At 64.0% G+C, this 25,733-nt stretch carries 23 protein-coding genes; 8 read left to right on the forward strand and 15 right to left on the reverse strand.

Annotated features, from left to right (window positions below; translation table 11 throughout):
* Positions 1-123 precede the first annotated feature (123 nt).
* The 5 genes from VXL81_RS01210 to VXL81_RS01230 form a co-directional block, all read right to left on the reverse strand.
* A complete protein-coding gene (locus tag VXL81_RS01210) occupies positions 124-807 on the reverse strand; it encodes a cell wall hydrolase (RefSeq protein WP_340546285.1) in 684 nt (227 codons plus the stop codon).
* A gap of 135 nt (positions 808-942) precedes the next feature.
* Positions 943-3,522 (reverse strand): putative PEP-binding protein, encoded by a 2,580-nt coding sequence (locus VXL81_RS01215; protein WP_416552604.1) that lies wholly within the window; start codon positions 3,520-3,522, stop codon positions 943-945.
* 221 nt (positions 3,523-3,743) lie between these two features.
* On the reverse strand, positions 3,744-5,972 hold the full coding sequence (glyS, locus tag VXL81_RS01220; RefSeq protein ID WP_416539341.1) for a glycine--tRNA ligase subunit beta: 2,229 nt from the start codon (positions 5,970-5,972) through the stop codon (positions 3,744-3,746).
* Between the two features lie 145 nt (positions 5,973-6,117).
* On the reverse strand, positions 6,118-6,651 hold the full coding sequence (locus tag VXL81_RS01225; protein WP_416535782.1) for a DUF6446 family protein: 534 nt from the start codon (positions 6,649-6,651) through the stop codon (positions 6,118-6,120).
* Positions 6,652-6,683: 32 nt separating this feature from the next.
* A complete protein-coding gene (locus tag VXL81_RS01230; protein ID WP_340544678.1) occupies positions 6,684-7,613 on the reverse strand; it encodes a glycine--tRNA ligase subunit alpha in 930 nt (309 codons plus the stop codon).
* Positions 7,614-7,871: 258 nt separating this feature from the next.
* Between VXL81_RS01230 and VXL81_RS01235 the strand changes: the two genes are divergently transcribed.
* Positions 7,872-9,662, forward strand: coding sequence for a serine protease (locus VXL81_RS01235; protein ID WP_416552606.1), 1,791 nt, complete (start codon positions 7,872-7,874; stop codon positions 9,660-9,662).
* A gap of 114 nt (positions 9,663-9,776) precedes the next feature.
* Here VXL81_RS01235 and VXL81_RS01240 read toward each other — a convergent pair whose 3' ends face one another.
* The 4 genes from VXL81_RS01240 to VXL81_RS01255 form a co-directional block, all read right to left on the reverse strand.
* Positions 9,777-10,418 carry an SDR family oxidoreductase gene (locus VXL81_RS01240; RefSeq protein WP_340544676.1) on the reverse strand — a complete coding sequence of 214 codons (642 nt, stop codon included), beginning with the start codon at positions 10,416-10,418 and terminating at the stop codon, positions 9,777-9,779.
* A gap of 13 nt (positions 10,419-10,431) precedes the next feature.
* Positions 10,432-10,965, reverse strand: coding sequence for a DUF1178 family protein (locus VXL81_RS01245; RefSeq protein WP_416552608.1), 534 nt, complete (start codon positions 10,963-10,965; stop codon positions 10,432-10,434).
* 130 nt (positions 10,966-11,095) lie between these two features.
* Positions 11,096-11,875 carry an EcsC family protein gene (locus VXL81_RS01250; protein ID WP_340544674.1) on the reverse strand — a complete coding sequence of 260 codons (780 nt, stop codon included), beginning with the start codon at positions 11,873-11,875 and terminating at the stop codon, positions 11,096-11,098.
* An 86-nt stretch (positions 11,876-11,961) separates the two neighbouring features.
* Positions 11,962-12,471: a GNAT family N-acetyltransferase gene (locus VXL81_RS01255; RefSeq protein ID WP_340546284.1), complete on the reverse strand. Its 510-nt coding sequence runs from the start codon at positions 12,469-12,471 to the stop codon at positions 11,962-11,964.
* Positions 12,472-12,675: 204 nt separating this feature from the next.
* Between VXL81_RS01255 and VXL81_RS01260 the strand changes: the two genes are divergently transcribed.
* Both VXL81_RS01260 and VXL81_RS01265 read left to right on the forward strand, forming a co-directional pair.
* Positions 12,676-13,281 (forward strand): flavin reductase family protein, encoded by a 606-nt coding sequence (locus tag VXL81_RS01260; RefSeq protein WP_416552610.1) that lies wholly within the window; start codon positions 12,676-12,678, stop codon positions 13,279-13,281.
* Positions 13,282-13,290: 9 nt separating this feature from the next.
* Complete coding sequence (locus VXL81_RS01265; RefSeq protein WP_416552612.1) at positions 13,291-13,932, forward strand: CatB-related O-acetyltransferase; 642 nt, start codon at positions 13,291-13,293, stop codon at positions 13,930-13,932.
* Between the two features lie 100 nt (positions 13,933-14,032).
* Here the strand turns inward: VXL81_RS01265 and VXL81_RS01270 are convergent, their stop codons facing one another.
* Positions 14,033-15,673 (reverse strand): SulP family inorganic anion transporter, encoded by a 1,641-nt coding sequence (locus VXL81_RS01270; RefSeq protein ID WP_416535776.1) that lies wholly within the window; start codon positions 15,671-15,673, stop codon positions 14,033-14,035.
* 372 nt (positions 15,674-16,045) lie between these two features.
* On the opposite strand from VXL81_RS01270, the gene VXL81_RS01275 reads away from it, so the two are divergent.
* The 5 genes from VXL81_RS01275 to VXL81_RS01295 all read left to right on the forward strand — a co-directional run bounded on the left by VXL81_RS01275 (position 16,046) and on the right by VXL81_RS01295 (position 20,304).
* A complete protein-coding gene (locus tag VXL81_RS01275) occupies positions 16,046-16,339 on the forward strand; it encodes a hypothetical protein (protein WP_416552614.1) in 294 nt (97 codons plus the stop codon).
* A 147-nt stretch (positions 16,340-16,486) separates the two neighbouring features.
* Positions 16,487-17,362, forward strand: coding sequence for an S-methyl-5'-thioadenosine phosphorylase (locus tag VXL81_RS01280; RefSeq protein ID WP_416552616.1), 876 nt, complete (start codon positions 16,487-16,489; stop codon positions 17,360-17,362).
* A 244-nt stretch (positions 17,363-17,606) separates the two neighbouring features.
* Entirely contained in the window at positions 17,607-18,146 is a 540-nt protein-coding gene (locus tag VXL81_RS01285) for an adenine phosphoribosyltransferase (RefSeq protein ID WP_008563170.1), read from the forward strand.
* Between the two features lie 218 nt (positions 18,147-18,364).
* A complete protein-coding gene (locus VXL81_RS01290; RefSeq protein ID WP_416552618.1) occupies positions 18,365-18,841 on the forward strand; it encodes a fasciclin domain-containing protein in 477 nt (158 codons plus the stop codon).
* A 242-nt stretch (positions 18,842-19,083) separates the two neighbouring features.
* The gene (locus tag VXL81_RS01295) at positions 19,084-20,304 is read left to right on the forward strand and encodes a CynX/NimT family MFS transporter (RefSeq protein ID WP_340544667.1); all 1,221 of its coding nucleotides are present in this window, start codon (positions 19,084-19,086) and stop codon (positions 20,302-20,304) included.
* Between the two features lie 18 nt (positions 20,305-20,322).
* Here the strand turns inward: VXL81_RS01295 and VXL81_RS01300 are convergent, their stop codons facing one another.
* The 5 genes from VXL81_RS01300 to VXL81_RS01320 form a co-directional block, all read right to left on the reverse strand.
* The gene (locus tag VXL81_RS01300) at positions 20,323-21,747 is read right to left on the reverse strand and encodes an FAD-binding oxidoreductase (protein WP_416552620.1); all 1,425 of its coding nucleotides are present in this window, start codon (positions 21,745-21,747) and stop codon (positions 20,323-20,325) included.
* Positions 21,748-21,810: 63 nt separating this feature from the next.
* A complete protein-coding gene (locus VXL81_RS01305; protein WP_260105589.1) occupies positions 21,811-22,401 on the reverse strand; it encodes a GNAT family N-acetyltransferase in 591 nt (196 codons plus the stop codon).
* Complete coding sequence (locus VXL81_RS01310; protein WP_416540593.1) at positions 22,401-23,663, reverse strand: M16 family metallopeptidase; 1,263 nt, start codon at positions 23,661-23,663, stop codon at positions 22,401-22,403. The genes VXL81_RS01305 and VXL81_RS01310 overlap by 1 nt, the downstream gene beginning before the upstream one ends.
* The gene (gene thrC, locus VXL81_RS01315; RefSeq protein WP_416552622.1) at positions 23,660-25,048 is read right to left on the reverse strand and encodes a threonine synthase; all 1,389 of its coding nucleotides are present in this window, start codon (positions 25,046-25,048) and stop codon (positions 23,660-23,662) included. The genes VXL81_RS01310 and thrC overlap by 4 nt, the downstream gene beginning before the upstream one ends.
* Before the next feature lie 4 nt (positions 25,049-25,052).
* Complete coding sequence (locus VXL81_RS01320) at positions 25,053-25,727, reverse strand: SURF1 family protein (RefSeq protein ID WP_416552625.1); 675 nt, start codon at positions 25,725-25,727, stop codon at positions 25,053-25,055.
* Between the last annotated feature and the right edge of the window lie 6 nt (positions 25,728-25,733).

Here is a 25,733-nt window from a genome sequence, read left to right on the forward strand (position 1 = left end):
GGCGGTGAGGTTCCAGCATAAACATGCCGCGCCCGCATAACAGGCCTTCATGCGCCATACCAGTGGCCGAAAACGGCGCTGCCAGGGTTTCAACCACGGCAAGCACCCGCCCCCTGACACGCCTTAGTTGTTGAGCGCAGTCCGAAAACGATCATCGCGGTAAAAGAGATGGACGCCGATCCGCGCGGTCTTGGTAAAGCTCTTGCTCCAGCGCGGACGCACCGCTGTGGTATGGTAATAGGTCGCGCCATCGGTGATCCCGGTGATCGCCCCATCCATCACCAGACGGGCCACTTTGGAGACCCGCTCAAATGCGGTTTTCTCGCGGATCACTTCCTTATGGCCGTCGCATGTGTAGGTGAACTGGCACTGATACTTGCGCCCGGTCCCCTGGTTGATCACGCCGCACAGGCTGTCAGGGAACTGCGAGGATTTCACGCGGTTCATAATCACCTCGGCGACGGCGAACTGGCCCTTCACGGTTTCACCGCGCGCCTCGAAATAAAGCGCTTCGGCGAGGCAGGCAAAATTCTCGCCCCCCTTGGCGGCCGGAATGGTGTCCAGCCATGCCTTGGTGAATTTCACTTCGGTCGCCTTGGCCTTCTTGGCCGAGCGGTTGAAGTTGAAGAAATTGTTCAAACGCCCGGTCGGCACGGCGTTCAGGGTGGATTGCTCACGTTCGAACAGCGCGTCCAAACCGGAATCCGCATATACATCTTTGGCCGCTGCCAAGGCGGCAGCAAACACGGCAGCTACAGTCAGAATCTTCATAAGGGCATCCCCACTAGACAGATCGCGCACGGCCATCCCAACGTCACGCGATCGCACCTCCTAGTGGAAATCCCTCCAAACGTCCAGCGACGGGACAGCGCACCCCGCTGCCCCTTGGTTAAGCGCCAATCCGCTGCTTTCTGCTGCCCCTGCGAAAGCCCCTTGTTTTCTTTACGATTTTAGAGATTCGCGTGGTGAATCTCCGGTTTGGCTGGAAATCGCCAATTGCGCCGCAGCAAGCCGTGCAACGGGCACCCGAAACGGGGAACAGGAGACGTAATCGAACCCGGCCTCGCGACAGAACGCAATCGATTCGGGGTTGCCGCCATGCTCGCCACAGATCGACAGCGTGATCTGCGGGTTCTCTGCACGGCCCCGCTGAACCCCCAGTTTCAGCAGCTCGCCGACCCCGTCTGTATCCAGCACGTGGAACGGATCCTCTGGAAAGACGCCCTGATTGACATAGGCCGACATAAACCGCCCCGCATCGTCCCGCGACATGCCGTAGGTCATCTGGGTAAGGTCGTTGGTCCCGAAGCTGAGGAACGAGGTATGCGGCGAAATCTCACCCGCGCGCAGGGCCGCACGCGGGGTCTCCACCATGACCCCCAGACGATAGGTGAAATCCTCGCCACGCTCGGCCTTCACCGCCAGCGCGACGGCATCAATGCGCGCCTTCACCAGCTCCACCTCACGTTTGGCCGAGACCAGCGGGATCATGATCTCCGGCACCACCGGATCGCCCTCCTTGGAGGCATCCAGAGTGGCCTCGAAAATCGCCCGTGCCTGCATGTCGTAGATTTCCGGAACCGTCACCCCCAGCCGCACGCCGCGCAGGCCCAGCATGGGGTTGTATTCCTCCATCTCCTCGACCCGGCGGGTCACATCGCTCACCGGGATACCCAAGGCTTCCGAAAGCTCCCGCTGCCCGGTTTTGGAGGTCGGCAGGAATTCATGCAGCGGCGGGTCGAACAGCCGAATACAGACCGGCAGCCCTTCCATGATGCGAAACAGCGCAAAGAAATCCTCCCGCTGCATCGGCAGCAACCGCGCCAGCACCGCAGCCCGCCCCTCCGAGGTCTCGGCAAAGATCATCTCCCGCATCACCGTCAACCGGCCGGGATCAAAGAACATATGCTCGGTCCGGCACAGGCCGATCCCCTGCGCGTTGAACTTGCGCGCGGTCTCGGCATCCTCCGGCGTGTCGGCATTGGCGCGGATGTCGATATCGCGCACCTCATCGGCCCAGGTGAGAAGGGTCTGAAAGGCGCCGTCCTCCGCCGCCTCCAGCATCTCCGGCTCGCCCGCCAGCACCTCGCCGCTGCTGCCGTCGATGGTGATGATATCGCCACGGCTGAACACCCGGTCGCCCTGGGCCACCAGCTGCTTGCGCCGACTGTGGAACTTCAGGTTAGAGGCCCCGACGATACATGGCAGCCCGAGGCCGCGACCGATCACCGCCGCATGGCTGGTGATCCCGCCGCGCTCCGTCAGCACCCCGACCGCCGCGTGCATACCCCGCACATCCTCGGGCGAGGTTTCGCGCCGCACCAGAATGCAGGGCTCACCGCGCGCCGCACTGGCCTGCGCCTCCGCAGCGGTAAACACCAGCCGCCCGGTGGCGGCACCGGGGCTGGCGGCAATGCCCTTTCCGATCACATCACGGGTCGCCCCCGGCGCCACCTGCCGGTGCAGCAGCTCGGTCAGAATATGCGCGTCGACCCGCATCACCGCTTCCTGCCGCGGGATAATGCCATCCTCGGCCAGCGCCACCGCGATCCGCACCGCCGCCTGTGCCGACCGGGTGACCCGCACCCCGTCCAGGATATGCACCGCGCCGCTCACGATCACGAATTCCACCTGCATCTCTTCGCGCAGACGCTGTCGCATCAGCCGGGCATGGGATTTCAGATCGGCAAAGGCCTCGGGCGCCGATTCCTCCAGCGATGGCCCGCGCGGGTCACGCTCCAGATACAGCGCCTCGGCCCCCGCCCCCAGCGCATCGCGCCCCTGGCTCTGGCTCAGGTACCGCCCGGTGATCTGCGGCTGACCGGTCTTGGTATTGACCAGCTGCAACACACCCGAACCGCATTCGCCCTGACCAAAGCCCGGCACCATCTCCTGCACCACCAGACCCAGCCCGGCATCCGCAGGCGCGCCCTTGGCCTGCCGCAACAGTCGGGCCGAGGTGCCTTCCCAGGCCCGCGCCATCGACCGCAACACCGCCGCCAGCTGCTCCGCCGGATCCTGTGGAAACGGCTCATCGGTCTCCGCCTCATAGGCGTGCAGAACCTCGCTCAGCGCATCCGGCCCACCGTCCTCCACATCGTCAAAGACATCCGGGTCCAGCCGCGCCACATGCACCGCATAAGACTGCACAAACCGCAGATACAAGGCCGCCGCCCCGTCGCGCCCAAGACTGTCGCAAAGGTCGACATAGCGCGCATCATTCATGCCGATGTTGAGGATCGCACCGGGCCCGCCCCAATCGGGATCCTGTGACGACGGGCGCACACAGAGCAGCGCATCCGACGGAAAGGCGTCAACAATCGCCGCCATATCCGGCATCTCGCCCTGGGCGATCCCGTGCACCGCCTGAAACGACAGCGCCACGGTGCGCGGCACCGGCAGATCCAGCCGCACCAGACGTTGCAGGCATTTCGCCCGCCCGCCATGGGTGTGATTGGCAATGGGTGCCACCGGCGTGATCAGCACGGAATCCGGCGTCTCATCCTGTGGGGCACGAGCCATGTCTCGATCATTTTTCTGCACTGCGGCGCCTTTCCTTTGCTATGCAGCATAGCCCTGTCGTCCATTCCCGCAAGGAAAAGCACGTGGACCAAAAGGAGAAAACCGGGACGACCCTGCGATCACCCCGGTTTCTCGTTGTTTTGCCTGCCCGGACTGCCCGGACTGCCCGGACTGCCCGGACTGCCCGGACTGCGCGGTCAGATCGCGGCCCTGCGGGGGGCTCAGCCCTCGATCCGGGTCAGATCGGCGACCTGCCCGCAGACCTTGCGGATCTGGCTCAGCAGGTTCAGGCGGTTGCGGCGCACCACCTCATTGTCGGAATTGACCTGCACCGCTTCAAAAAACGCATCCACCGGGGCGCGCAATGCGGCCATGCTGCCCATGGCAGCCGCGAAATCTTCGGCCTCGATGGCCGAAGAGATCGCCCCCTCGCTCTGCGCAAGCGCATCGAACAGGGCCACTTCGCTGTCATCCTCGGCGAATTTCTTATCCGCGCCGTAGGAATATTCTACGCCATCCTTCTCCTCGGCCTGCGCCAGGATATTGTTGGCCCGTTTGAAGCCCTGCAACAGGTTCTCGCCATCCTCGGAGGCCATGAACTCCTCCAGCGCACGGGCGCGTTTCACCAGCAGCGTGAGGTCATCGTTGGCCTCCATCGCGATGCAGGCGTCGATCACGTCATGACGGATGCCCTGATCACGCAGGAACACCTTGAGACGGTCGTGGAAGAAGGAGAGGAGGTCACGCGACACATCCGGCAGCTGCGTCTTCAGCCGCTCGATATGTTTGGGCAGATCCCCGTCAAAGGCATCCAGCACCGTGCGCACGGCAGAACCAAAGACACCGTGATCGGCGATCTCGTTCAGCATGTCCTGCATCAGCCCCGTAGCAACCGGGTCACCACCGTTCTGGGCCATTTCATGGCGCAGCAGATGGGCATCAATTGCCCCGTCCAGCCGCATCCGCACATCATTGTCCAGCACCAGCCGGATCACCCCCAGCGCAGCACGGCGCAGGGCAAAGGGGTCTTTGGAGCCGGTGGGTTTTTCATCAATCGCCCAGAACCCGGTCAGCGTGTCCAGTTTATCGGCCAGCGCCACGGCAACCGAGACCGGCTCGGAAGGCACATCATCCGACGGGCCAAGCGGCGAATAATGCGCCTCGCAGGCATTGGCCACCTCTTGCGGCAGACCAGCCGCCTCCGCGTAGTAGCGCCCCATCAGGCCCTGCAACTCGGGGAATTCATAGACCATTTCAGAGCTGAGGTCGGCCTTGGCAACCCGTGCGGCCTGCTCTGCCAGATCGGCATCGGCTCCGACAACCGGCGCGATCTCGCGGGCCAGCGCGGCAATGCGGTCAATCCGCGCCGCCTGCGTGCCCAGCTTGTTGTGGAAGGTCACATTGCCCAGCTTCGCAACCCAGGGCTCAAACCCCTGCTCGGTCACCGTGCGCAGATCATTCTCCCAGAAGAACTTCGCATCCGCCAGCCGTGCCGACAGAACTTTTTGGTTGCCCGCCAGGATGGTCGCGCCATTGTCGGCGGTCTCGCGGTTGGCGACGGTGATGAACTTCTCGATCCGCCCGGTCTTCGGATTGCGCACCGAGAAAAACTTCTGATGTTCCTTCATCGAGGTCTGCAAGACCTCCGGCGGCAGCGCCAGGAATTCATCGTCGATGGCGCCCATCAGCACCACTGGCCATTCCACCAGACCAGCGACCTCGGCCAGAAGACCCTTGTCCTCGACAACCTCCAACCCGCTGGCAAAGGCCTGATTGGTGGCCTCCTGCCAGATGGCCGCTTCCCGCTCGGCCGGATCCAGCACCACATGCGCCCGCTTCAGCTTGGCGGCATAATCGTCAAAGCTGGATACGGTGATCTGATCCGGCGCCATGAAACGGTGGCCAAATGTGGTCTTGCCCGATGCAATTCCGTCGATATCCAGCGGCACAACCTCGGCGCCATCCTCCTTGGACAGGAGACAGAGGATCGAATGCAGCGGGCGCACCCAGCGCAGGGCGCCCGATCCCCAGCGCATGGACTTCGGCCAGGGGAAATTGCGGATGGTGTCTTCCAGCACCTCTGCAATGATCTCTGCCGCCGGGCGCCCCGGCTTTTCGATCAGGGCAAAATAGACTGCGCCCTTCGGGGTGTCGCGCTCTTCCAGCTGCTCGCGTGTGAGGCCCGCACCGCGCAGGAAGCCTTCGATGGCCTTGTCCGGCGCGCCCACTTTCGGCCCCTTGCGCTCCTCGCGCACTGTCGGGGAGTGCTCCAGCAGCCCCTCAAGCGCCAGCGTCAGACGGCGCGGCGTCGATAGCGCATGGGCACCGGCATAGGTCAGCCCCGCTTCGACCAGACCATCGGTCACGCGCTTTTTCAGATCCTCCGCCGCACGCGCCTGCATACGGGCCGGAATTTCCTCGGAAAACAGTTCAATCAGAAGATCAGGCATCAGATGTCCTTACGGATGGCCGCGCGCGGCGCGGAAAATACGTGTTGACGGAACGGAGCCGCTTCTGAACGAAGGGCTGCGCCGTCCCGCGGGGTGGCGCTATTGCGCCGCCCCAGAGGGGCGGTACTCTTCAGAAAGGCAAGCATCATTCGCCTCCGACCGCCTCTGGCCGGGGCGGGCATTCCTCGCCCACAACCGTGCCGTCATAGGCTTTCTGGCCGCAATCGTTCAGCTCATGCCAGACATAGCCGCGCCCTGCGTCGGTGATCGCTACGATGCGGTCCACCCCGTAAGAGATATTCTTGACCGACAGAAAGCTCTCGGCGCGTCCCTCGGCCAGCGCCTGACCAATGGCTTCGGCATCAAAACAGTCAAACCAGCCCGGCGCATTGCGCGGCTCTTTCTGATCCGACAGCACAAACAGTTGCGCCAGCTCTTCGGGCTTCAGATCGGTAGCGAAACAGGCGCGATAGCGAATGGGAGAACTCTCCGCGTCGATCGCCTCAAAGCCACTGTAGCGGATCGGCAGCGCCGCGCCACCACCAAGCGGCGTCAGCATCACGTCCTTGCCCGGCTCCAGCTCGACATCCTCGTAAAAGCCGTAGACCTGCAGGTAATACATCGCCGCCCCAGCCGCGAGGCCGGAGCAGATCAGGATCAGCGAAAGGAACTTGCCCATACCGTGGACTCCTATTGGCAATCAGCCTCGGGTTACGCTGCGTGACCGCCGGCTTCGGTCTGCACAAAGGCATCGGCGCATTGCTTGGCCAGCGCGCGCACCCGGCCGATATAGGCCTGCCGCTCGGTGACGGAAATGACGCCGCGCGCATCGAGCAGGTTAAAGACATGGCTGGCCTTGATGCACTGGTCATAGGCCGGATGGGCCATGATGATGCGTTTGCCGGTCTTGGGGTCGATATGCTCCTGCGCGAGGATCGCGGCGCATTCGGCCTCGGCCTCCTCGAAATGGCGCAGCAGCACCTCGGTATTGGCCACGTCAAAGTTCCAGCGGGCGTATTCTTCCTCGGTCTGCTTGAACACATCGCCATAGCTCAGCGGGATCAGCGCGTCCGGGTCGTTGAACGGCATGTCCATCACGTGATCGACGCCCAGAATATACATCGCCAGACGTTCCAGACCATAGGTCAGCTCGCCCGATACCGGGTGACAATCGTAGCCGCCGACCTGCTGGAAATAGGTGAACTGGCTGACTTCCATACCGTCGCACCAGACTTCCCAGCCCAGGCCCCAGGCGCCGAGCGTCGGGCTTTCCCAGTCGTCCTCGACAAAACGAATGTCGTGCATGTCCATATCGACGCCGATCGCCTCGAGGCTGCCCAGATACAGCTCCTGCAGGTTCGGCGGCGAGGGTTTGATCAGCACCTGATACTGGTAGTAGTGCTGCAACCGGTTCGGGTTCTCACCATAGCGGCCATCGGTCGGACGGCGCGACGGCTGCACATAGGCGGCCGCCCAGGCCTTGCTGCCCAGCGCGCGCAGCGTGGTCGCGGGGTGAAAGGTGCCCGCGCCGACTTCCATGTCGTAGGGCTGCATAATGGCACAGCCTTTGGAGGCCCAATACGTCTGAAGCCGCAGAATGATCTCTTGGAACGAGCGCGGAGCGCCTTTGGTGTCGGTCATGTTTCTTCCCTATGGGGGCAGCAAATCCGGGGTTCTTCCTATGCAAGCCCCGGCGCAGGGTCAACGGCGCATCGCAGCCTCAGCGGCTCCGGCCCCGCTGAAACACGCAGCCCCCGCCCTCCAGCGCGTCCCTGAGACCACATCAGCCGAATTTGGCGCCATCCGCCGGGTTTTCCCCCTGCGAAGAGGAGTTCCCTTCGCGGCGCGAAAGTGGTTATGTGCGCGCCAACGACCGATCACCCCGATAGAGGCCTTTTGATGAAGAGTTTGATTGCTACGCTGGCACTGTCCCTGATGGCGCTGGCATCCGCCTTTACAGGTGTTGCCACCGCCCAGACCGGCACCCAACAATCCGCGCAGGAGACGGTCTGGATCCAGGTTGCCGCCCGCGCCTCCCTGCGCGAAGCCCAGGCCGAAGCGCAGGAATTTGCCGCGCGGCTGCCCGATGTCTCCGGCTTCTCGCTTGGCGGTGGCTGGTATGGCATTCTGCTTGGCCCCTATACCCGCAGCGATGCCGACCGGGTGCTTCAGGTCTACCGCGCCGAACGGCAGATCCCGCGCGACAGCTTCATCGCGTTAAGCAGCAACCTCGGCAATCAGTTCTACCCGACAGCCGCCACCGCCAATACCGAACCACAGGCCACCGTCGAAAGCCCGGTTCTGGAGCCGATCGACCCCGCAGTGGTGACCCAGGCCCCGGCGGAACCGATCGAAACCGTGCTCCCCGATGAGACCCCGGCTGAGGCGCGCCGCAGCGAATCCCGTCTCACCCGTGAAGAACGCATGGATCTGCAAATCGCGCTCAAGGCCGCCGGTTTCTATACTTCCACCATCGACGGCGCCTTTGGTCGCGGCACGCGTGGCTCCATGTCGGACTGGCAATCGGCCCGCGGCTACGCGCCCACCGGTGTGCTGACCACCGCCCAGCGTCAGGCGCTGATGGATGAATATAACGCGCCGCTGATTTCGGTTGGCATGGCCCCCCTCACCGATACCAAAGCCGGGATTTCGATGCAGGTCCCCGCAGGTGAAGTGACCTTCGATCGCTACGAATCTCCCTTTGCCCTGTTCAAGAGCAGCGGCGATCTCGGCGCGCAGCTGCTGCTGATCAGCCAGCCCGGTGACCGGCGCACGCTCTACGGTCTCTACGACATCATGCAAACGCTGGAGATCGTCCCTCTGGACGGTCCGCGCCAGCGCAGCGGCGACAGCTTCACCCTGGAAGGCCGCGGCAATGGCATCGTCTCCTATACCGAGGCCCGGCTCGCCAATGGCGAAATCAAGGGCTTCACGCTGGTCTGGCCGACCGGTGACGACGAGCGGCGCGCCCGCGTGCTGGCAGCGATGTCGGCCAGCTTCGAACGCATCGACGGCGTTCTGGATCCCGCCGCCGGTGCCGATGCCCCGCAGAATGTCGATCTGATCTCGGGCCTTGACGTGCGCAAGCCGCGCCTGTCGCGCTCCGGCTTCTATGTCGATGCCAAGGGCAGCGTGGCGACCACCGCCGATGTGGTTGCAGGCTGCACCCGGGTGACACTGGATCACGACTACCAGGCCGAGGTCGCCTATACCGACACCGCCACCGGCATCGCCGTGCTGCGCCCGGTTGAGGCGCTGGCCCCGATGGCCGTCGCCAAACTGGCCAGCGCCTCCGCCCGGCTTCAGTCCGATATCGCGGTTTCCGGCTTCTCTTACGAGGGCGTCCTCGGCGCCCCCAGCCTCAGCTGGGGCAGCTTGCAGGATGTAAAGGATCTGTCCGGCAACCCCGGTGTCTCGCGTCTGCAACTCAGCAGCCAGCCGGGCGATGCGGGCGGCCCGGTGCTGACCACCGATGGCGCCGTGCAGGGCATGTTGCTGAGCCAGACCAAAGGCGCCACCCAGCTGCCAGAAGGGGTCAGTTTTGCGGCAAATGCCGATACCCTGCGCGCCGCCCTGAGCAGCGCCGGGGTCACCGCCTCTGACGCCAGCGCTGAGGCGACCGCCTTGCCGGTCGGGGCGCTGACCCGTCAGGCCAGCGGCATGACCGTTCTGGTCAGCTGCTGGGACTGAGACACGGCCAGCCACCGCCCTACGGGGCTCTGCAAACCAAGAAAAGGCCGGAGCGAATGCTCCGGCCTTATTCGTTTCCGCGCCGATCTGTTCAGCCGGTCTTCACTCACACGCTCAATAGGCGTGGATACGGCCATCCCAGGTGTGAAAACAGCCCGTGGTTTCCGTGCTCAGCACGTCAAACTCATGCAGCAGCCCGGCGACGGATTCCTGCACCGAGATGTCGCCCTCTTCGCCGCCCATATCCGTCCGCACCCAGCCCGGATGATAGATCCCGACGGCGATGCCCTCCGGCAGCAGATCCGTCGCCAGATTGCGCCCGATATTGAGCGCTGCCGCCTTTGACGCGCGATAGGCATAGCTGCCGCCGGGCGCACGGGCATGGCTCGCCATCTGTGACGAAATGATCGCGATCTTCGGATCCGCCGCCAGCCGCAGGTTCGGCAACAGCGCCTGCACCGTCAAAAAGACCCCAGTGACATTGGCGGCCAGCGTCTTGCCCCAGACCTCGGCAGAGTAATCCTCCAGCGCCATTGATTTATCGAGATAGACACCGGCGTTGCACACCAGCAGGTCAACCGGTCGCCCCTTCAGCTGGGCGGCAAACCGCGCCTGCTGGCCGGGATCGGTCACATCCAGCCGCACACCGGAGGAATGATCGCGCGACGTGCCCGTCACCTCGTGACCATCCTCCCGCAGCTTCGCGACCAATTCGCGGCCAATGCCCCGGCTGGTTCCTGTCACGACGACATGCATACATGCTCTTCCTTCAATTGGTTTTTCTATTGGGCAGGAAGGGCAGCGGCAGCACCGGCACGCCCTCCTCGATCAGCGCCCGCGCCTCTTCCGGCCGGGCCTCACCGTGGATCGCCCGCTCCGGCGCATCACCAAGGTGCATGGCGCGCGCCTCATTGGCGAAATCCTTACCGACGTAATCTGAATTCTTCTCAACCTTGCGCCGCAGCTCCGCCACCGCAGCCTCCAGCTCTCCCGATGGGGTGCTCAGCGCCCCCGCACCGGGTGGGACCGCCCGCAGCGCGCCCGGCGCTCCAGCCGCCTGTGGTGCAGGTTGCTGCGGCGCGACAGCCCCCGCAGCGGCACGCGACTCTGCCTCACCGACCGGCGAAACCGCCGTACGGCCGGGGCGCACGCGGGGCGCCATGATTGCCTTTTCCACCTGACTGGATCCACATTGCGCACAGGCCACCATCCCCGCCGCTACCAGCTTGTCAAAAGCGGCTGCCGACTGGAACCAGCTGTCAAAACTGTGTCCTTCAGCGCATTTCAGAGCGTATTGTATCATCGTCATCACTCTTCATCAGGAGGGGATGATTAAATCTGCAATCCCCACAAGTGCAAGGGCAGAAGCGCCCGCTGCCGGTGTTCCACATCAGACCGCCGCAGATCGGCAACCGCCTTCGGGGGGCGGGCGGCTACCGTGGTGCCAGCAACCGGTCCTGCAGGCGCGCAACCAATGTCTCATGTGGCTGATCCGCCGCCACCGCCAGACGACGCAGACCAAAATGGACCCGCGCCATTTCCTGATAATAGCCCGAATAGACGAAATTGGTCGTGGCCCCGGCCACGGCCCCCAGCACCGGCAGTGTCTGCGCGGCCAGCTTCTGGCCCAAAACCATGCTGAAACGGGGTGCCACCTGCGCGATCAGTTTCTGCACCGCCCCCCCGGTCAGCCCCAGCCGCAGTGACAGGAACCCCAGATCCGCGCCATCATCCGCCGCCAGCGGACCGGCAGCAGCGAACACCCGGATACAGTCAAAGCGAACGCCCTCGGCCTCCGGGTCAAAGCCCTCTTCGGCCGCCACCCCCTGAATACTGCGCAGCAGGAAGGCCGTGGTTGCGGGCAGCTCGACCAATGCTCCGGGCAAACCGCCCATGCCACCCGCCGCGCCCATCGCGGCGCTGACCGCGCGGTTGACCGCCGCCGGCTGATCCGGCACCACCCGGCGCGATCCGCTGGCCCCCTGCATCGCCAGTTGCAGCGCCTGCTCGGTGGCGCCGTTCAACCGGCTCCGCACCGGCGCAGGCAATTTGTCCAGCAGCCCGTCAACCGAGCCGCCCAGCAGGTTCAGGATCTGGATGCCCAGCCCACCGGCGGCGCGGTAACGCTTGGCCAGCGCCTCCAGCTCCGCCTCCACGGCAGCAGCGTCCAGCGGCGTGGTCAGGGCAGTGTCAGGGGTCAGGATCTCGGTCATGGCATACCTCATGTTGCCAAAAAAATGTTTGTCTTCCCGGCCCGTATTTCAAGATCTCGGTGACCTGCGCCTGCGATCCACCCCGATCAGCCGGGGATCTGCGGCCCGCTCCAGCGCAGAACCCTGCCGCGCACATCGGCCCAGCCGCCAGCCGCCAGATCCAGACCCAAAACCCGCTCCGGGTTGGTCGGCGGCGGCATCTCGACCGCGGGCAGCAGCGAAAACCCAAAGCGCCGGTAATACGGCGCATCGCCCACCAGCAGCACCCTGCTCCAGCCGCGCTCCTCCGCCTTGGCCAGACTGTCGCGGATCAGGGCGCCGCCCAGTCCCTCGCCCTGATGGGTCGGGTGAACCGCCACTGGCCCCAGCAGCAGCGCCGGCAGGCCCGCCTCACCAATCCGCACCGGCCAGAAGCGGATCGCCCCGGCCAGAATACCGCCCTGATCGCGCGCCACCTGGCTCAGCCCGCTGACCGGCGGCACGTCGTCGCGCAAACGATAGGACGACAGCGCCTCGCGACCGGGCGCAAAGCACAGGTCATATAGCGCCTCGACCTCCCAGCGGTCCTCGGGCTGCTCTGCCTTCAACTCAATCACGCGCCCGCCTCCACGCCCGTCGCCGTCACCGCCCGCTGACCAGCCCAGCACCACCGAGGGATTTGCCCCACAGCGCGCTGCAAACTCTTCACGCAGGCTGGTCATCGCCCTAACACGGGCGTAAGCCTTGGGCAAACCCCGGCAGCCGGATCCGCAAGCAATACCAGCAGGCTACCGCTCCGGCTCAGACTTGGAGACCAGCATATGTTCTACCGACCCGAGAGCGGCCACGGGCTGCCGCACAACCCGTTCAACGCCATTGTCACCCCGCGCCCCATTGGCTGGATTTCCACCCGTGCGGCCGATGGCACCAACAATCTGGCGCCCTATTCCTTCTTCAATGCCGTCGCCTATGAACCGCCGCAGGTGATGTTTGCCTCCACCTCGGCCAAGGACGATCAGGACGGCACCAAGGACAGCGTGGCCAATATCGCCGAAACCGGCGTGTTCTGCGTCAATGTTGTCTCCTACGCGCTGCGGGATGCAATGAACGCCAGTTCCGCAGCCCTGCCGAAGGGGGTGGATGAATTTGCCCACGCGGGTCTGGAGATGGCCGCCTGCGCAACCATTCCCTGCGGTCGTGTCGCCGCCGCCCCGGCTGCGCTGGAATGCCGCCTGACGCAGATCGTGACCCTTCCCGGCGCCGCCAACAAGGTGGTCTTTGGCGAGGTGGTCGGCGTCCATCTCGACGACAGCTGCCTGATCGACGGAACTTTCGATGTGACCCGTTTCCAGCCGCTGGCGCGCCTTGGCTACCGTGACTACTCTGTGGTGCGGGGTCTGTTTTCCCTCACCCGCCCGGATGAATGAGGCCCAGAAATGCCGTTACCCGACCCAAAGAAACGCCATCCGATCACCCTGCCCGATGGCAGCGCCCATGCCGGCACGGTGATGCTGTCGGAGGCGATTGATCACCCGAATTTCTCCATCGGCGCCTTCACCTATGCCTCCGCCTTTGAACCGCCGTCGGACTGGGCCAGCCGTCTGGCGCCCTATCTCTTTGCCGGATCGCGCGAGCGGGTGGTGATCGGCAGATTCTGCCAGATCGCCGAGGGCGTGCGCATCATCACCGCCTCTGCCAATCACGCGCAGGACGGGCTCAGCTGCTATCCTTTCCCGGTGTTCGATCAGACGCAGATGACCGGATTTCAGCCCGATACCCGCGACACGGTGATCGGCAATGATGTCTGGATCGGCTATGGCGCGATGATCCTGCCGGGGGCGCGGATCGGGGATGGCGCCATCATCGGTGCCGGTGCGGTGGTGCGCGGGTCAATCCCGCCCTACGCCATCGTGACCGGCAACCCCGGCACCGTCCAAAGCTACCGCTTCACCAAACCGCAGATCGCGCGCCTGCTTGGCCTGAAATGGTGGGACTGGCCCGCCGACCTGATCTCGCGCGCTGAACCTGCGCTCTTGTCCGGTGACCTCGACATGCTGGAGACCCTGGCACCGGACTGACCAAGCTTTGCCCAAGAGCGCCGTTCAATCACCGTAAAACGAGAAAACCCGCGACGCCGATGGTGTCGCGGGTTTCTTCTTTCAGATGCTACCGGACAGCTTAGTGGCCACCCAGGATCCCGGTCTTGACCGAGTAGTCCACCGCCAGCGCATAGTCAGGGTCATCGTCGCTATCGACCATCAGATGCCCGGCCTTGGTCAGAAGCTGATGGCAATCACGGCTCAGATGCCGCAGCACCAGCGCCTTGCCCTCGGCCTCATACTTGCCCGCCAGCGCCTCGATCGCCTGTAGCGCCGACTGGTCCACCACCCGGCTGCGGGCAAAGTCCACGATCACATGATCCGGGTCATTCGCCACATCGAACAGCTCGATGAACCCGTCGGTCGAGCCAAAGAACAGCGGCCCCTCGATCTCATAGACCTTGGCGCCCTTGTCGGTGGCGGATTCGCGGGTATAGGCGTGGATGCGGCGGGCGTTGTTCCAGGCATAGGCCAGCGCCGAGACGATCACGCCCACAACCACCGCAATCGCAAGGTCGGTCATCACCGTCACCACGGTCACCAGCACAATGACAAAGGCGTCCATCATGGGCACTTTGGTCATCACCTTGAAGCTGTTCCAGGCAAAGGTGCCGATCACCACCATGAACATCACGCCCACCAGCGCCGCCAGCGGGATCTGCTCGATCAGCGGCGAGGCCACCACGATAAACGCCAGCAGGAACAGCGCCGCAGCAATGCCAGCAATCCGCGTCCGACCGCCGGATTTCACATTGATCATCGACTGGCCGATCATCGCACAGCCGCCCATGCCGCCAAAGAAGCCTGTGACCACGTTGGAGGCCCCCTGCGCGATACATTCCTGGCTTGCCCCGCCCCGCTTGCCGGTGATTTCACCAACCAGGTTCAGCGTCAGCAGGCTCTCGATCAGGCCGATCGCCGCGAGGATCACCGCATAGGGCAGAATAATCCACAGCGTCTCCAGCGTGAAGGGGGCCAGCGCTGTGCCGTAAAGGCCTTCACCCGTGCCAAACGGATTGTGGAAGGAGGGGAAACTGCCCTTGATCGAGGCCATATCGCCCACCGTCGGCACGTCAATGCCCAGCGCAATCACCAGCGCCGCCACGATGCCGATCCCGGCCAGTGGCGCCGGAACGATGGCGGTGATCTTGGGTGTGCCCCAGATGATCAGCATGGTCAGCCCCACCAGCCCCAACATCATGATCAGCTGCGACCCTGCCAGCCAGGCCTCGGTATTGTCCGGGTCTTTGAACTGCGTGAGCTGCGCCAGGAAAATCACAATCGCCAACCCGTTCACAAAGCCGAGCATCACCGGATGCGGCACCAGCCGGATGAATTTCCCCCAGTGCATGACACCGGCAAAGATCTGCAAGATCCCCATCAGCACCACCGTGGCAAAGAGGTATTCGACCCCATGCTCTGCCACCAGCGCCACCATCACCACCGCCAGCGCCCCCGTCGCGCCGGAGATCATCCCGGGTCTGCCGCCAAAGACGGCCGTGATCAACCCGACCATAAAGGCCGCGTAAAGCCCCACCAGCGGGTGCACCCCCGCAACAAAGGCAAAGGCAACCGCCTCCGGCACCAGCGCCAGCGCCACGGTCAGGCCCGACAGCAATTCGGTGCGCACACGGCCCACGGTAAAGCCCTCGTCCTGCATGATGGAGAGATTGGGCGGTGAAATCTGCTTGGCGAGCGTCGCCATTATGCCGCGGGTCATGGGGTCACCTGTGATCGGGAAAGGGTATCGTTAGCGCCCGCCCCTAGCGGAATTCCGCCAGTGGGGCAAGGGCAGCCCCCGTTACCGCCCGCTCAGCGCCCAATGGGTCAGCTCTCCTGCCCAAATGTTTCGCACGCGAAACATTGCGGCAACGCTGCTGACATTAAACTTAGGCGTTTAGCAGCACTTAACCACTCGCCTCGCTTTGATTGGCCCACAATCCATCGGACGGTTCTCATCATTGGAATTGGAGAATATGTGATGCAAGGCGCCAACAAGATAACGGATTTAAGGACGATGCAGGAAGGCGAGCTTTCCCCAGCAGATGAAAAGCGCATCGCCGCCAGCTCTCGAGCTTCACCAGATCGTGTTATGTGCGATCTGAACCCTCACATCCGCAGTGACCGATCTGCGAAGCCCGCCGGTCATTGGAGCGAGACAACCATTCCCGGCCGCGACTGGGAAAGCTTCTCAGCCATCGCCTATGCCGCCGACGTCGTGGTTCCGATCATCGACTTCGGCCAGACCGAGGCCTGGGCACCCTCCACCACCCGTGGCCCGGCGGGTGTGGTTCTGTGGTGGGCACGCTGGGTCTTCACCCTTGCAGGCTGGATCGTCACCGCCCTTGGCGCGGCGGCTTTGACCGGGATCATCCGGCGCGAATAGCGCCCGCCTGTCATCTTTCTCCAAATACTCTCGCCGAAGGCCTTGCTACCGCCCACAGGGCGGCAGCAATCAAATGCCCCGTCGCGCTTGTCAAACCGGGGCCTCCTCGGGCAGAACGACAAGGACCAGCTTCAGGGGACAGAACACGTGACACAGGAAACAATGATTGCCGTCATCGGCGGCTCGGGCCTCTATGACATCGACGGGCTGCAAAACGCAGAATGGGTCTCGGTTGAGACGCCCTGGGGGGCGCCCTCGGATCAGATCCTGACGGGCAACCTCGATGGTGTGAAAATGGCCTTCCTGCCCCGCCACGGGCGCGGCCATGTGCATTCGCCGACCGAAGTGCCCTATCGGGCCAATATCGACGCGCTGAAACGGCTCGGCGTCACGGATGTGTTTTCGATCTCCGCCTGCGGCTCCTTCCGCGAGGAGATGGCGCCGGGGGATTTTGTCATTGTCGATCAGTTCATCGACCGCACCTTCGCGCGCGACAAGAGCTTTTTCGGCACCGGCTGCGTGGCGCATGTCAGCGTGGCCCATCCGACCTGCGAGCGGCTGTCCGATGCGGCAGAGACCGCGGCGCGGGACGCGGGCATCAATGTGCATCGCGGCGGCACCTATCTCTGTATGGAAGGGCCGCAGTTCTCCTCCATGGCCGAAAGCAAGATGTACCGCAGCTGGGGCTGCGACGTGATCGGCATGACCAATATGCCGGAGGCCAAGCTCGCCCGCGAGGCTGAGCTTTGCTACGCTTCCATCGCCATGGTGACGGATTTCGACAGCTGGCACCCGGATCATGGCGCGGTGGAGATCACCGACATCATCGCCACCCTGACCGGCAATTCCGCCAAGGGCCGTGCGCTGGTGCAGCGGCTGCCTGCGCTGCTGGGGGCGACCCGCGAGGCCTGCCCGCATGGCTGCGACCGCGCGCTGGAACATGCCATCATGACGGCGCCGGAAAAACGCGATGCCGCGCTTCTGGCCAAACTGGATGCGGTTGCCGCACGGGTTCTGGGCTGACCGGCTGCCGGGGCCGCCGAGGCGGCCTCGGCATACCGACCGCCGGGTCTGGTAACGGTTGATTATTGCCTCCGCCGCTGGTTCCGAAAGGCCACAGCCGCGCCGGTTGAGAGCAGCCACCCCATCCGCCCCCTTGCCTGCGCCAAGAGCATCAGCGACATATCATTGGTCGCGTCGCCCGCTAGGGGCCGCAGGCGCCAGAGATCAGACGACCCATTCCAGACGACCAAAAAGGGGACACCCCATGGCCCGCAAGACTGCTGTCAAAGACTACATCCGCACCATCGTGGATTTCCCCCATGAGGGCATCATGTTCCGCGATGTCACCACGCTGTTTGCCGATCCGCGCGGGTTTCGCATGGCAATCGACCAGATGCTGCACCCCTATGCGGGCGAGCAGATCGACAAGGTTGTCGGGCTTGAGGCGCGCGGTTTCATCCTTGGTGGCGCCATCGCCCACCAGCTGAGCGTTGGTTTTGTGCCGATCCGCAAGAAGGGCAAGCTGCCCGGCACCACCATCAGCCAGGAGTACAAGCTGGAATATGGCGAGGCGATCATGGAGATCCATGACGACGCGATCCAGCCCGGAGAGAAGGTTCTGGTGGTCGATGACCTTCTGGCCACCGGCGGCACCGCGGCGGCGGGCATCAAGCTGATCGAGCGGCTTGGCGGTGAGATCGTCTCCTGTGCCTTCATCATCGACCTGCCGGAGCTTGGCGGCCGCAAGGTGCTCGAAGATCTGGGCATGGATGTCACCGTGCTCTGCGAATTCGAAGGCGCCTGAGCCTCTGCAAATAGGGTTGGATCACCCCTTAATTGCAAAGAGCGTCCAGCGTTCAATCACATAATTGTGAGTGGAAGTTCCAAAAGCGCGCGGCTTAGGCGGCGCGCTTTTCTTGTCAACATGCAGGTGGCGGAAACCCGCCAGATCCAAACCGCAGACTTCGCCGTAATACCGTCAATGCCGACACAGGCAGGTAACCCAGACAGAGGACTGTACTCATGATCCGCAAGACACTTCTGACCGCCGCCGCCACGCTCGCCCTGACCACCTCGGCTTTTGCCGGTGGTAACGCAAAGGACATCGTTGACACGGCTGCGGGTGCCGGTGATTTCTCGACCCTGGTCGCCGCTGTTGAAGCTGCTGGCCTGGTCGACACCCTGAAAGGCGACGGTCCCTTCACCGTGTTTGCCCCGACCGATGCCGCCTTTGCCGCCCTGCCCGAGGGCACCGTCGAAGAACTGCTGAAGCCTGAAAACAAGGACAAGCTGATCGAGATCCTGACCTACCACGTGGTGCCGGGCAAGGTGATGTCCGGTGATCTGGTCGATGACATGAAGGCCGCCACCGTTCAGGGCAGCGAAATCACCATTGATCTGGACAGTGGCGTGATGGTCGATGAGGCCAAGGTGGTGACCGCCGATATCGAGGCTGAAAACGGCGTCATTCACGTCATTGATACCGTGATCATGCCCTGAGCCTACGGGTGGGTCGGCCAGCGAAGCGGTTCGCGCGGCCACCACCCACAGGTGGCGTGAACGCAGCCCGGCGATCTTTTTCCTTTCGGATCGCGGGATGCCTCAGCCCCACCATCGGCAGCGGCGGCCCGAGACGTCGCTGCCGAGACCCTTTGCAACGATAGCAGCCTTTAGGCCTCTCTCCCCCGGTAACAGGCGTTATTATCGTTGCAGCATGTCGGCGCGTCTCCTAGCGTGCCGACATGTCTACATCCGCAATCCTCGACAGCCGCTACTCCTGGACCAGACTTCTGGTGACGCTGGCCATTGCCACCGTCGCCAATGTCGGCATGTGGGCGGTGATTGTGGTGATGCCTGCGGTCGAAGCCGAGTTTGGCGCAGGCCGCGCGGCGGCGTCGCTTCCCTATACATTGACGATGATCGGCTTTGCCGTTGGCAATCTGGTGATTGGCCGTCTGGTAGACCGGTTTGGCATCACGCTGGCGCTCTGCGCGGCGGCGGCGCTCAGTGCGGTGAGCTACGGGCTGGCGATGCTGGCGCCGGATATGCTCTGGCTGTCGGCGGCGCATCTGTTTCTGGGGCTTGGCACGGCAGCGGGGTTTGGTCCGCTGATCGCCGATATTTCGCATTGGTTCCAGCGGCGGCGCGGCATCGCGGTGGCGCTGGTGGCCAGTGGCAACTACCTCTCCGGGGCGATCTGGCCGACCGCCCTTGCCGATATGCTGGCCGAAAGCGGCTGGCGCAGCGTTTATGCCACATTGGCAATGGTCACGCTGCTGGTGGTCGTGCCTTTGTCCGTGGTGCTGCGGCGGCGCATCCCGGTGGACGCCCTGGGCCACAGCGCAGCCGCATCCGCCAGCAACGCGGCCCGGGCCGGGCTCTCGCCGCGCCAGCTCCAGTGGATTTTGGGGCTGGCCGGTATTGGCTGCTGCGTCGCCATGTCGATGCCGCAGGTCCATATCGTGGCCTATTGCGTCGGGTTGGGCTACGGCCCCACGGTGGGCGCCGAGATGCTGTCGCTGATGCTGCTCGGCGGCGTGGTCAGCCGGGTGATTTCGGGGCTGGTCGCGGATCGGTTCGGCGGCGTACGCACGCTGCTGGTGGGCTCCATCCTGCAATGTATCGCGCTGTTTCTATACCTGCCCTATGACGGCATGGTCTCGCTTTATCTGGTCAGCGCCATCTTTGGCCTGGCGCAGGGCGGAATCGTTCCCAGCTATGCGCTGGTGGTGCGGGAATACATGCCCCCGGAGGAAGCGGGAACGCGAGTTGGTTTCGTGATGATGATGACCATCCTGGGCATGGCGCTGGGAGGCTGGATGTCCGGCTGGATCTACGACGTCAGCGGGTCCTATCAGCTGGCCTTTGTGAACGGGATCCTGTGGAACGGGCTCAACATCGCGATCATGGTGCTGCTGCTGATGCGCAGCCGACCGGCGCGGCCCCGGATGCAACCGGCCTAACGACGGTACCACCACTGCCTAGTCTGCCAGTGGCACCACCGCGCCGGGGTTCATGATGCCATGCGGATCAAGCGCCTGTTTGATCGCCCGCATTGCCGCCAGTTTGACCGGATCGCCATATCGCGCCAGATCGGCGACCTTCAGCCGCCCGATGCCATGTTCGGCGCTGACCGAGCCGCCGTAATCATGGGTCAGATCATGGACGCAGCGTTTCACCTCATCGCGCAGATGCTCATAGGTGCTGCGGTCCCGCCCCTGCGCCGGAAAGACATTGTAATGCAGATTGCCGTCGCCCAGATGGCCAAAGCAATTGATCCGCATATCTCCCAGGGCCGCCAGACGCTTGCCACCTTCGACAATGAAATCGGGGATGCGCGAAATCGGGATCGAGATATCATGGCTGGAGACCGAGCCGATGCGGCGGTTGCCTTCCGGGATATGTTCGCGCACCGACCATAGCGCCTGCCGCTGCGCCTCAGACTGGGCGATGACGCCATCGCTGCTCAGCCCCGCTGCCAGCGCCGTCTCAAACAGCTGCGCCAAGGCATCCTGCGGGGCGCTGCCCTGCGGCAGTCCAAGATCAATCAGCACGCACCAGTCCGGCAGGTCGCTGAACGGCAGCCGCAGATCTGGCAGGGTTTCGCGCAGGAACTCAAGCCCCTGCCGGTGGATCAGTTCGAAGGCGCTGATCGTCTCGCCCAGCTGGTCCCGCGCCATCGCCAGCAGATCAATCGCCGCCGCTGGCGAGGCCACCGTCAGCATCGCGGTGCCCTGTTCGGCCGGAATCGCGGAGAGTTTCAGCGACGCGGCCGTGATAATGCCCAGCGTGCCCTCGGCCCCGATCAGCAGGTTGCGCAGATCATAACCGGTGTTGTCCTTGCGCAGGCGGCTGAGGCCCTGCCAGATCTCGCCGGTTGGCAGCACGGCTTCCAGTCCCAGACAGAGATCGCGGGCATTGCCGTAGCGCAGCACATTGACGCCGCCCGCATTCGTGGACAGGGTGCCGCCGATGCGGGCGGTGCCCTCGGCGGCGAGTGACAGTGGGAACAGTCGGCCCGCTTCGGTGGCGGCGCGCTGCACGTCGGCCAAGATCATGCCCGCCTCAACCGCGATAACGTTCTCCTGCGGGTAAACCCCGCGCAGGGCGGTCATCCGTTCCAGCGAAATCACCAGCGGCGCCGCCCCCCCGGCACCCATGATCTGCCCGCCAACAAGCCCGGTGCCGCCGCCATAGGGCACCACTGGCACATGGGCTGCATGGGCTGCCCGCAGCAGCGTTGCGACCTCGTCGGTGCTGCGCGGCAGGGCGATGACCCCCGCCTGCCCGTGATAGCGGCCACGCGGCTCTTCCAGATAACGCGGTTCAGCCGGGCGCAGGGTATCGGCAGGCAGCACCGCGCGCAGATGGTCGACAAAACCGGTGTCCGCAGGGTTCAGGGTCATGCGCATCTCTCCTAATGCCGTGCTGTAGGGTCGGCCCCCGCGTTGACCGCGCCCGCCGCGGCCTCAGGCCTGGCCGACCTGCGTGCGTCCGCGCCGGTCATGGCGCAGGGAAGCATATAGAACGTGGGTGCGCCAGCGCCCGTTGATTTGCAGATAGGATTGCGCCACACCTTCATATTTGAAGCCCGCACTCTCCAACAGCCCGCGCGAGGCGGCGTTTTCCGGCAGACAGGCCGCCTCGATCCGGCTGAGGTCCAGCTTGGTAAAGGCGTGATGCACCACGGCCCCGATCGCCTCACGCATATAGCCGTGGCGGGCAAAGGGCTGACCGGTCCAATACCCCAATGTGCCCGCCTGCGCAGGCCCACGACGGATATTGTCGAGGGTGATTGCCCCGATCAGCAGCTGATCGCTGCGCCGGATCAGGAACAGCGGCAGCGCCGAACCGGAGCTGACCGCCCGGCGCGCCCAATAGACCCGATTGGTGAAGCTCTTGCGGCTCAGGTGATCCGCCGCCCAGCTCGGTTCCCACGGGGTGAGATAGCCCTGGCTGTGCTGGCGCAGCGCCGCCCAGTCGCGAAAATCCGCATGAACCGGCGGCCTGAGAGTCAGGCGTTCGGTCTCGATACGCACCTTGCGTCCGGTCAGCAACATCAGGCCGCGCGCCTCTCCTGCAGAGCGGCCAGCGGGGCGGCGTCGCCCACCGGACCATAGAGCGCCAAAGCCATCGAGGCGCGGTGGGCCATCTCTTCGGCCATGGCGCGCACATCGGCAGTGGTCACCGCGTCGATCCGCGCCACGGTCTCCTCAAGCGGCGGCACCTTGTCCCAGATCTGCACCAGCCGTGCCAGCCGTTCGGCGCGGTTGGTGGGGCTTTCCAGCCCCATCAACATCCCCGCCTTCATCTGCGCCCGAGCCCGGTCCACCTCGGCGTCGCTCATATCGCTGGCGGCGCGCTTCATCTCGTCGATGGTGATCTGGGCCAGTTCGTCCAGCTGATCGCCGGAGGTGCCTGCATATAGCGTGAGCGTGCCGGTATCGGCATAGGCGCCGGTCTGGGCAAAGATGGTGTAGCACAGCCCGCGTTTTTCACGCACCTCCTGGAACAGGCGGCTCGACATGCCACCCCCCAGTGCGCTGGAGTAGATCTGCGCGGTATAGATCGCATCGTCGCGGTAGCCCGGCCCCTCAAACGCCAGTGCGATATGGGCCTGTTCCAGCGCCTTTTCATGGCGCGCCTCACCGCCCGTGAAGCTGGCCGCTGCGGGCATAATCAACGTCTTGGGGGGCATTTTGCCAAACAGCTCTTCGGCCAGTTTGACAATGGCATCGTGATCCACCGCACCGGAGGCGGCAAGGATCATCTGGCCGGGGCCATAATGTTCCGAGACAAAGCGTTCCAGATCTTCGCGGCCAAAGGCTCGCACCCGCTCGGCGGGACCAAGGATGGTGCGGCCAATGGGCTGATCGTGATAGCTTTCTTCCTGAAGCCAGTCGAAAATCACATCATCGGGCGTATCCAGCGCCTGACCGATTTCCTGTAGGATCACGCCACGCTCAATCTCGATCTCGCGCGGGTCGAACACCGGGTTCAGAACGATGTCGGCCACGACATCCAGCGCCAGAGGTACATCCTCCTGCAACACGCGGGCGTAATAGGCGGTCACTTCGCGGCTGGTGTAGGCGTTGATATAGCCGCCAACATCCTCGATCGCCTCGGCAATCTCCAGCGCGCTGCGCCGCTTGGTGCCTTTGAACGCCATATGCTCAAGAAAATGAGCGATGCCGTTCTGCTCGATCCGCTCGTTCCGCCCGCCTGCGGTCACCCAGATGCCGATGGCGGCAGATTGCAGCCCCGGCATGGTTTCGGTGACGATCCTGAACCCGTTGGCGAGTTGGTGCTGTTGAACTGTCAATTCGCGATGTGCTTTCTGATATGTGTCTCAAGAGTGGTCAGATCATTGGCGATCCGCGTCACCCGCTCCGATCTGTCATACAGATCTGCCATGCGCGGGGGAAGAGGCGGATGAACGCCGCTGGCAGCCTCGACCGCAGCCGGGAATTTCGCCGGATGGGCGGTGGCCAGAGTCACCATCGGGACCGATGTGTCACGCTGTTCATTGGCGACTTTCACGCCGATGGCGCTATGCGGGCAGAGCAGCTCACCCGAGGCGGCGCGTTCGGATTTGATGGTGGCGGAGGTTTCCTCCTCCGAGCAGCGACCGGACACGTAATGCTCTTGCAGGGCCTGCATGGCGCCCTGGCTCACCTCGAAACCGCCTGTCTTCAGCTCCTCCATCAGCTGAGCCACTGCCGCGCCATCTTGCCCGTAGGCATAGAACAGCGCGCGTTCAAAGTTAGACGAGACCTGGATGTCCATCGACGGGGAGATCGACGGAATGGTTTCGCCCTTGTGGTAGCCCTGCCCGCTCAGGCAGCGATGCAGGATATCGTTCTGGTTGGTGGCGACCACCAGCTTGTCGATGGGCAGGCCCATCTGCTTGGCGATGAAACCTGCAAAGATGTCGCCGAAATTGCCGGTCGGCACGGTGAAGCTGATCTTGCGCTCCGGCGCGCCCAGCGACACGGCGGAGGTGAAGTAATAGACCACCTGTGCCAGCACGCGGGCAAAGTTGATCGAGTTCACGCCGGCCAGTTTCACCTCATCGCGGAAGTCGAAGTCGTTGAACATATCCTTCAGCGCGGCCTGGCAATCGTCGAAGTCACCATCCACGGCAAGCGCATGCACATTGGCATCGGTGGGCGTGGTCATCTGGCGGCGCTGCACCTCGGACACCCGGCCATGCGGATAGAGGATAAAGACATTGACCGCCTCCAAGCCACCAAAGGCCTGGATCGCCGCCGACCCGGTATCGCCGGAGGTGGCGCCGACGATGGTCACGCTGTCGCCGCGCCGTTTCAGGGCGGTTTCAAACAGCTGACCGATCAGCTGCATCGCGAAATCCTTGAACGCCAGCGTCGGGCCGTGAAACAGCTCCAGCAGGAAATGGTTCGGCGCCAGCTGCACCAGCGGCGCGCAGGCGGCGTGGCCAAAGCCGTCATAGGCGCGGGCGATGATGCCGCGGAATTCCTCATCCGTGAAGCAATCGCCAAGGAAGGGGCGCATCACGCGAAAGGCGACCTCCTCGTAGGAGCGACCGGCAAGGGCCGCGATCTCATCCTTCGACATGGTCGGGATTTCCGCGGGCACGTAAAGACCGCCGTCACGGGCAAGCCCGGTCAGCATGGCGTCTTCAAAGGTCAGCTCGGGCGCCTGGCCCCGGGTCGAGATATATTTCATCGCTTCAGCCTTCGGATTTGGGGCGCGAGCGCCACAGGAAATAAGTGGTCATCGCGGCCCAGATAAGGGCCAGCGAAAACCAGGTGATCGCGTATTGCAAGTGATTGTTCTGAATGCCCGCCGTGGTCACCGGCTGTGGTGTCACCGCTGCATCTGGGGCGACGCTGCGGGCCACAATCAGCACCGGTTCAGTGTCGAGCCGCTCTGCCATATAGGCCAGATCGCGGGCATAGAGGATATTGGTGTCAACTTCGGGGGCCGGTGTGGTCCAGTCGCCTTCATCCGGCCACAGCAGGTTGCCGGTAACCGTGACCGGACCAAACGCGCGCGCGCGCTCCTTGGCGGCGGAGGCAATGAACCCGCGGTCCAGAAGCAGGCGGCGGCCCTCCTCCGTCACCAGAGGGGCGATGATGCGATAGCCGGTCTCTGCCGCCTTGGTCACCCAGAAGACATGAAGTTCGCCCGGCTCGATCCGACCGCTGACGGTGACGGCACGGTAACGGTCGTCTTCCTCGGTCGGGGTCAGCGGCAGCGCCGTCGGCGCAGCGGCGATGCGCGCCTCGATGGTCTGAAGCAGGTCTTCTTTCCACTCCAGTCTCTGGATCTGCCAGATCCCCAGCGACAGCAGCGCCATGAGGCCCAGACCGCCAACAAGGGAGAGAAAGATCAACCGTCGCATCGCGCC

Source organism: Phaeobacter sp. JH204B, assembly GCF_048055755.1.
GTDB classification, from domain to species: Bacteria; Pseudomonadota; Alphaproteobacteria; order Rhodobacterales; family Rhodobacteraceae; genus Phaeobacter; species Phaeobacter bryozoorum.

Excerpts from the sequence above, each read along its gene's own strand:
- VXL81_RS01270 (WP_416535776.1), bottom strand. The coding sequence starts at position 15,673 with ATGACCCGCGGCATAATGGCGACGCTCGCCAAGCAGATTTCACCGCCC.
- VXL81_RS01215 (WP_416552604.1), bottom strand. The coding sequence starts at position 3,522 with ATGGCTCGTGCCCCACAGGATGAGACGCCGGATTCCGTGCTGATCACG.
- VXL81_RS01250 (WP_340544674.1), bottom strand. The coding sequence starts at position 11,875 with ATGACCGAGATCCTGACCCCTGACACTGCCCTGACCACGCCGCTGGAC.
- VXL81_RS01240 (WP_340544676.1), bottom strand. The coding sequence starts at position 10,418 with ATGCATGTCGTCGTGACAGGAACCAGCCGGGGCATTGGCCGCGAATTG.
- VXL81_RS01295 (WP_340544667.1), top strand. The coding sequence starts at position 19,084 with ATGTCTACATCCGCAATCCTCGACAGCCGCTACTCCTGGACCAGACTT.
- VXL81_RS01320 (WP_416552625.1), bottom strand. The coding sequence starts at position 25,727 with ATGCGACGGTTGATCTTTCTCTCCCTTGTTGGCGGTCTGGGCCTCATG.
- VXL81_RS01245 (WP_416552608.1), bottom strand. The coding sequence starts at position 10,965 with ATGATACAATACGCTCTGAAATGCGCTGAAGGACACAGTTTTGACAGC.
- VXL81_RS01260 (WP_416552610.1), top strand. The coding sequence starts at position 12,676 with ATGTTCTACCGACCCGAGAGCGGCCACGGGCTGCCGCACAACCCGTTC.
- VXL81_RS01275 (WP_416552614.1), top strand. The coding sequence starts at position 16,046 with ATGTGCGATCTGAACCCTCACATCCGCAGTGACCGATCTGCGAAGCCC.
- thrC (WP_416552622.1), bottom strand. The coding sequence starts at position 25,048 with ATGAAATATATCTCGACCCGGGGCCAGGCGCCCGAGCTGACCTTTGAA.
- VXL81_RS01305 (WP_260105589.1), bottom strand. The coding sequence starts at position 22,401 with ATGTTGCTGACCGGACGCAAGGTGCGTATCGAGACCGAACGCCTGACT.
- VXL81_RS01265 (WP_416552612.1), top strand. The coding sequence starts at position 13,291 with ATGCCGTTACCCGACCCAAAGAAACGCCATCCGATCACCCTGCCCGAT.
- VXL81_RS01290 (WP_416552618.1), top strand. The coding sequence starts at position 18,365 with ATGATCCGCAAGACACTTCTGACCGCCGCCGCCACGCTCGCCCTGACC.
- VXL81_RS01210 (WP_340546285.1), bottom strand. The coding sequence starts at position 807 with ATGGCCGTGCGCGATCTGTCTAGTGGGGATGCCCTTATGAAGATTCTG.
- VXL81_RS01225 (WP_416535782.1), bottom strand. The coding sequence starts at position 6,651 with ATGGGCAAGTTCCTTTCGCTGATCCTGATCTGCTCCGGCCTCGCGGCT.
- VXL81_RS01235 (WP_416552606.1), top strand. The coding sequence starts at position 7,872 with ATGAAGAGTTTGATTGCTACGCTGGCACTGTCCCTGATGGCGCTGGCA.
- VXL81_RS01285 (WP_008563170.1), top strand. The coding sequence starts at position 17,607 with ATGGCCCGCAAGACTGCTGTCAAAGACTACATCCGCACCATCGTGGAT.
- VXL81_RS01230 (WP_340544678.1), bottom strand. The coding sequence starts at position 7,613 with ATGACCGACACCAAAGGCGCTCCGCGCTCGTTCCAAGAGATCATTCTG.
- VXL81_RS01300 (WP_416552620.1), bottom strand. The coding sequence starts at position 21,747 with ATGACCCTGAACCCTGCGGACACCGGTTTTGTCGACCATCTGCGCGCG.
- glyS (WP_416539341.1), bottom strand. The coding sequence starts at position 5,972 with ATGCCTGATCTTCTGATTGAACTGTTTTCCGAGGAAATTCCGGCCCGT.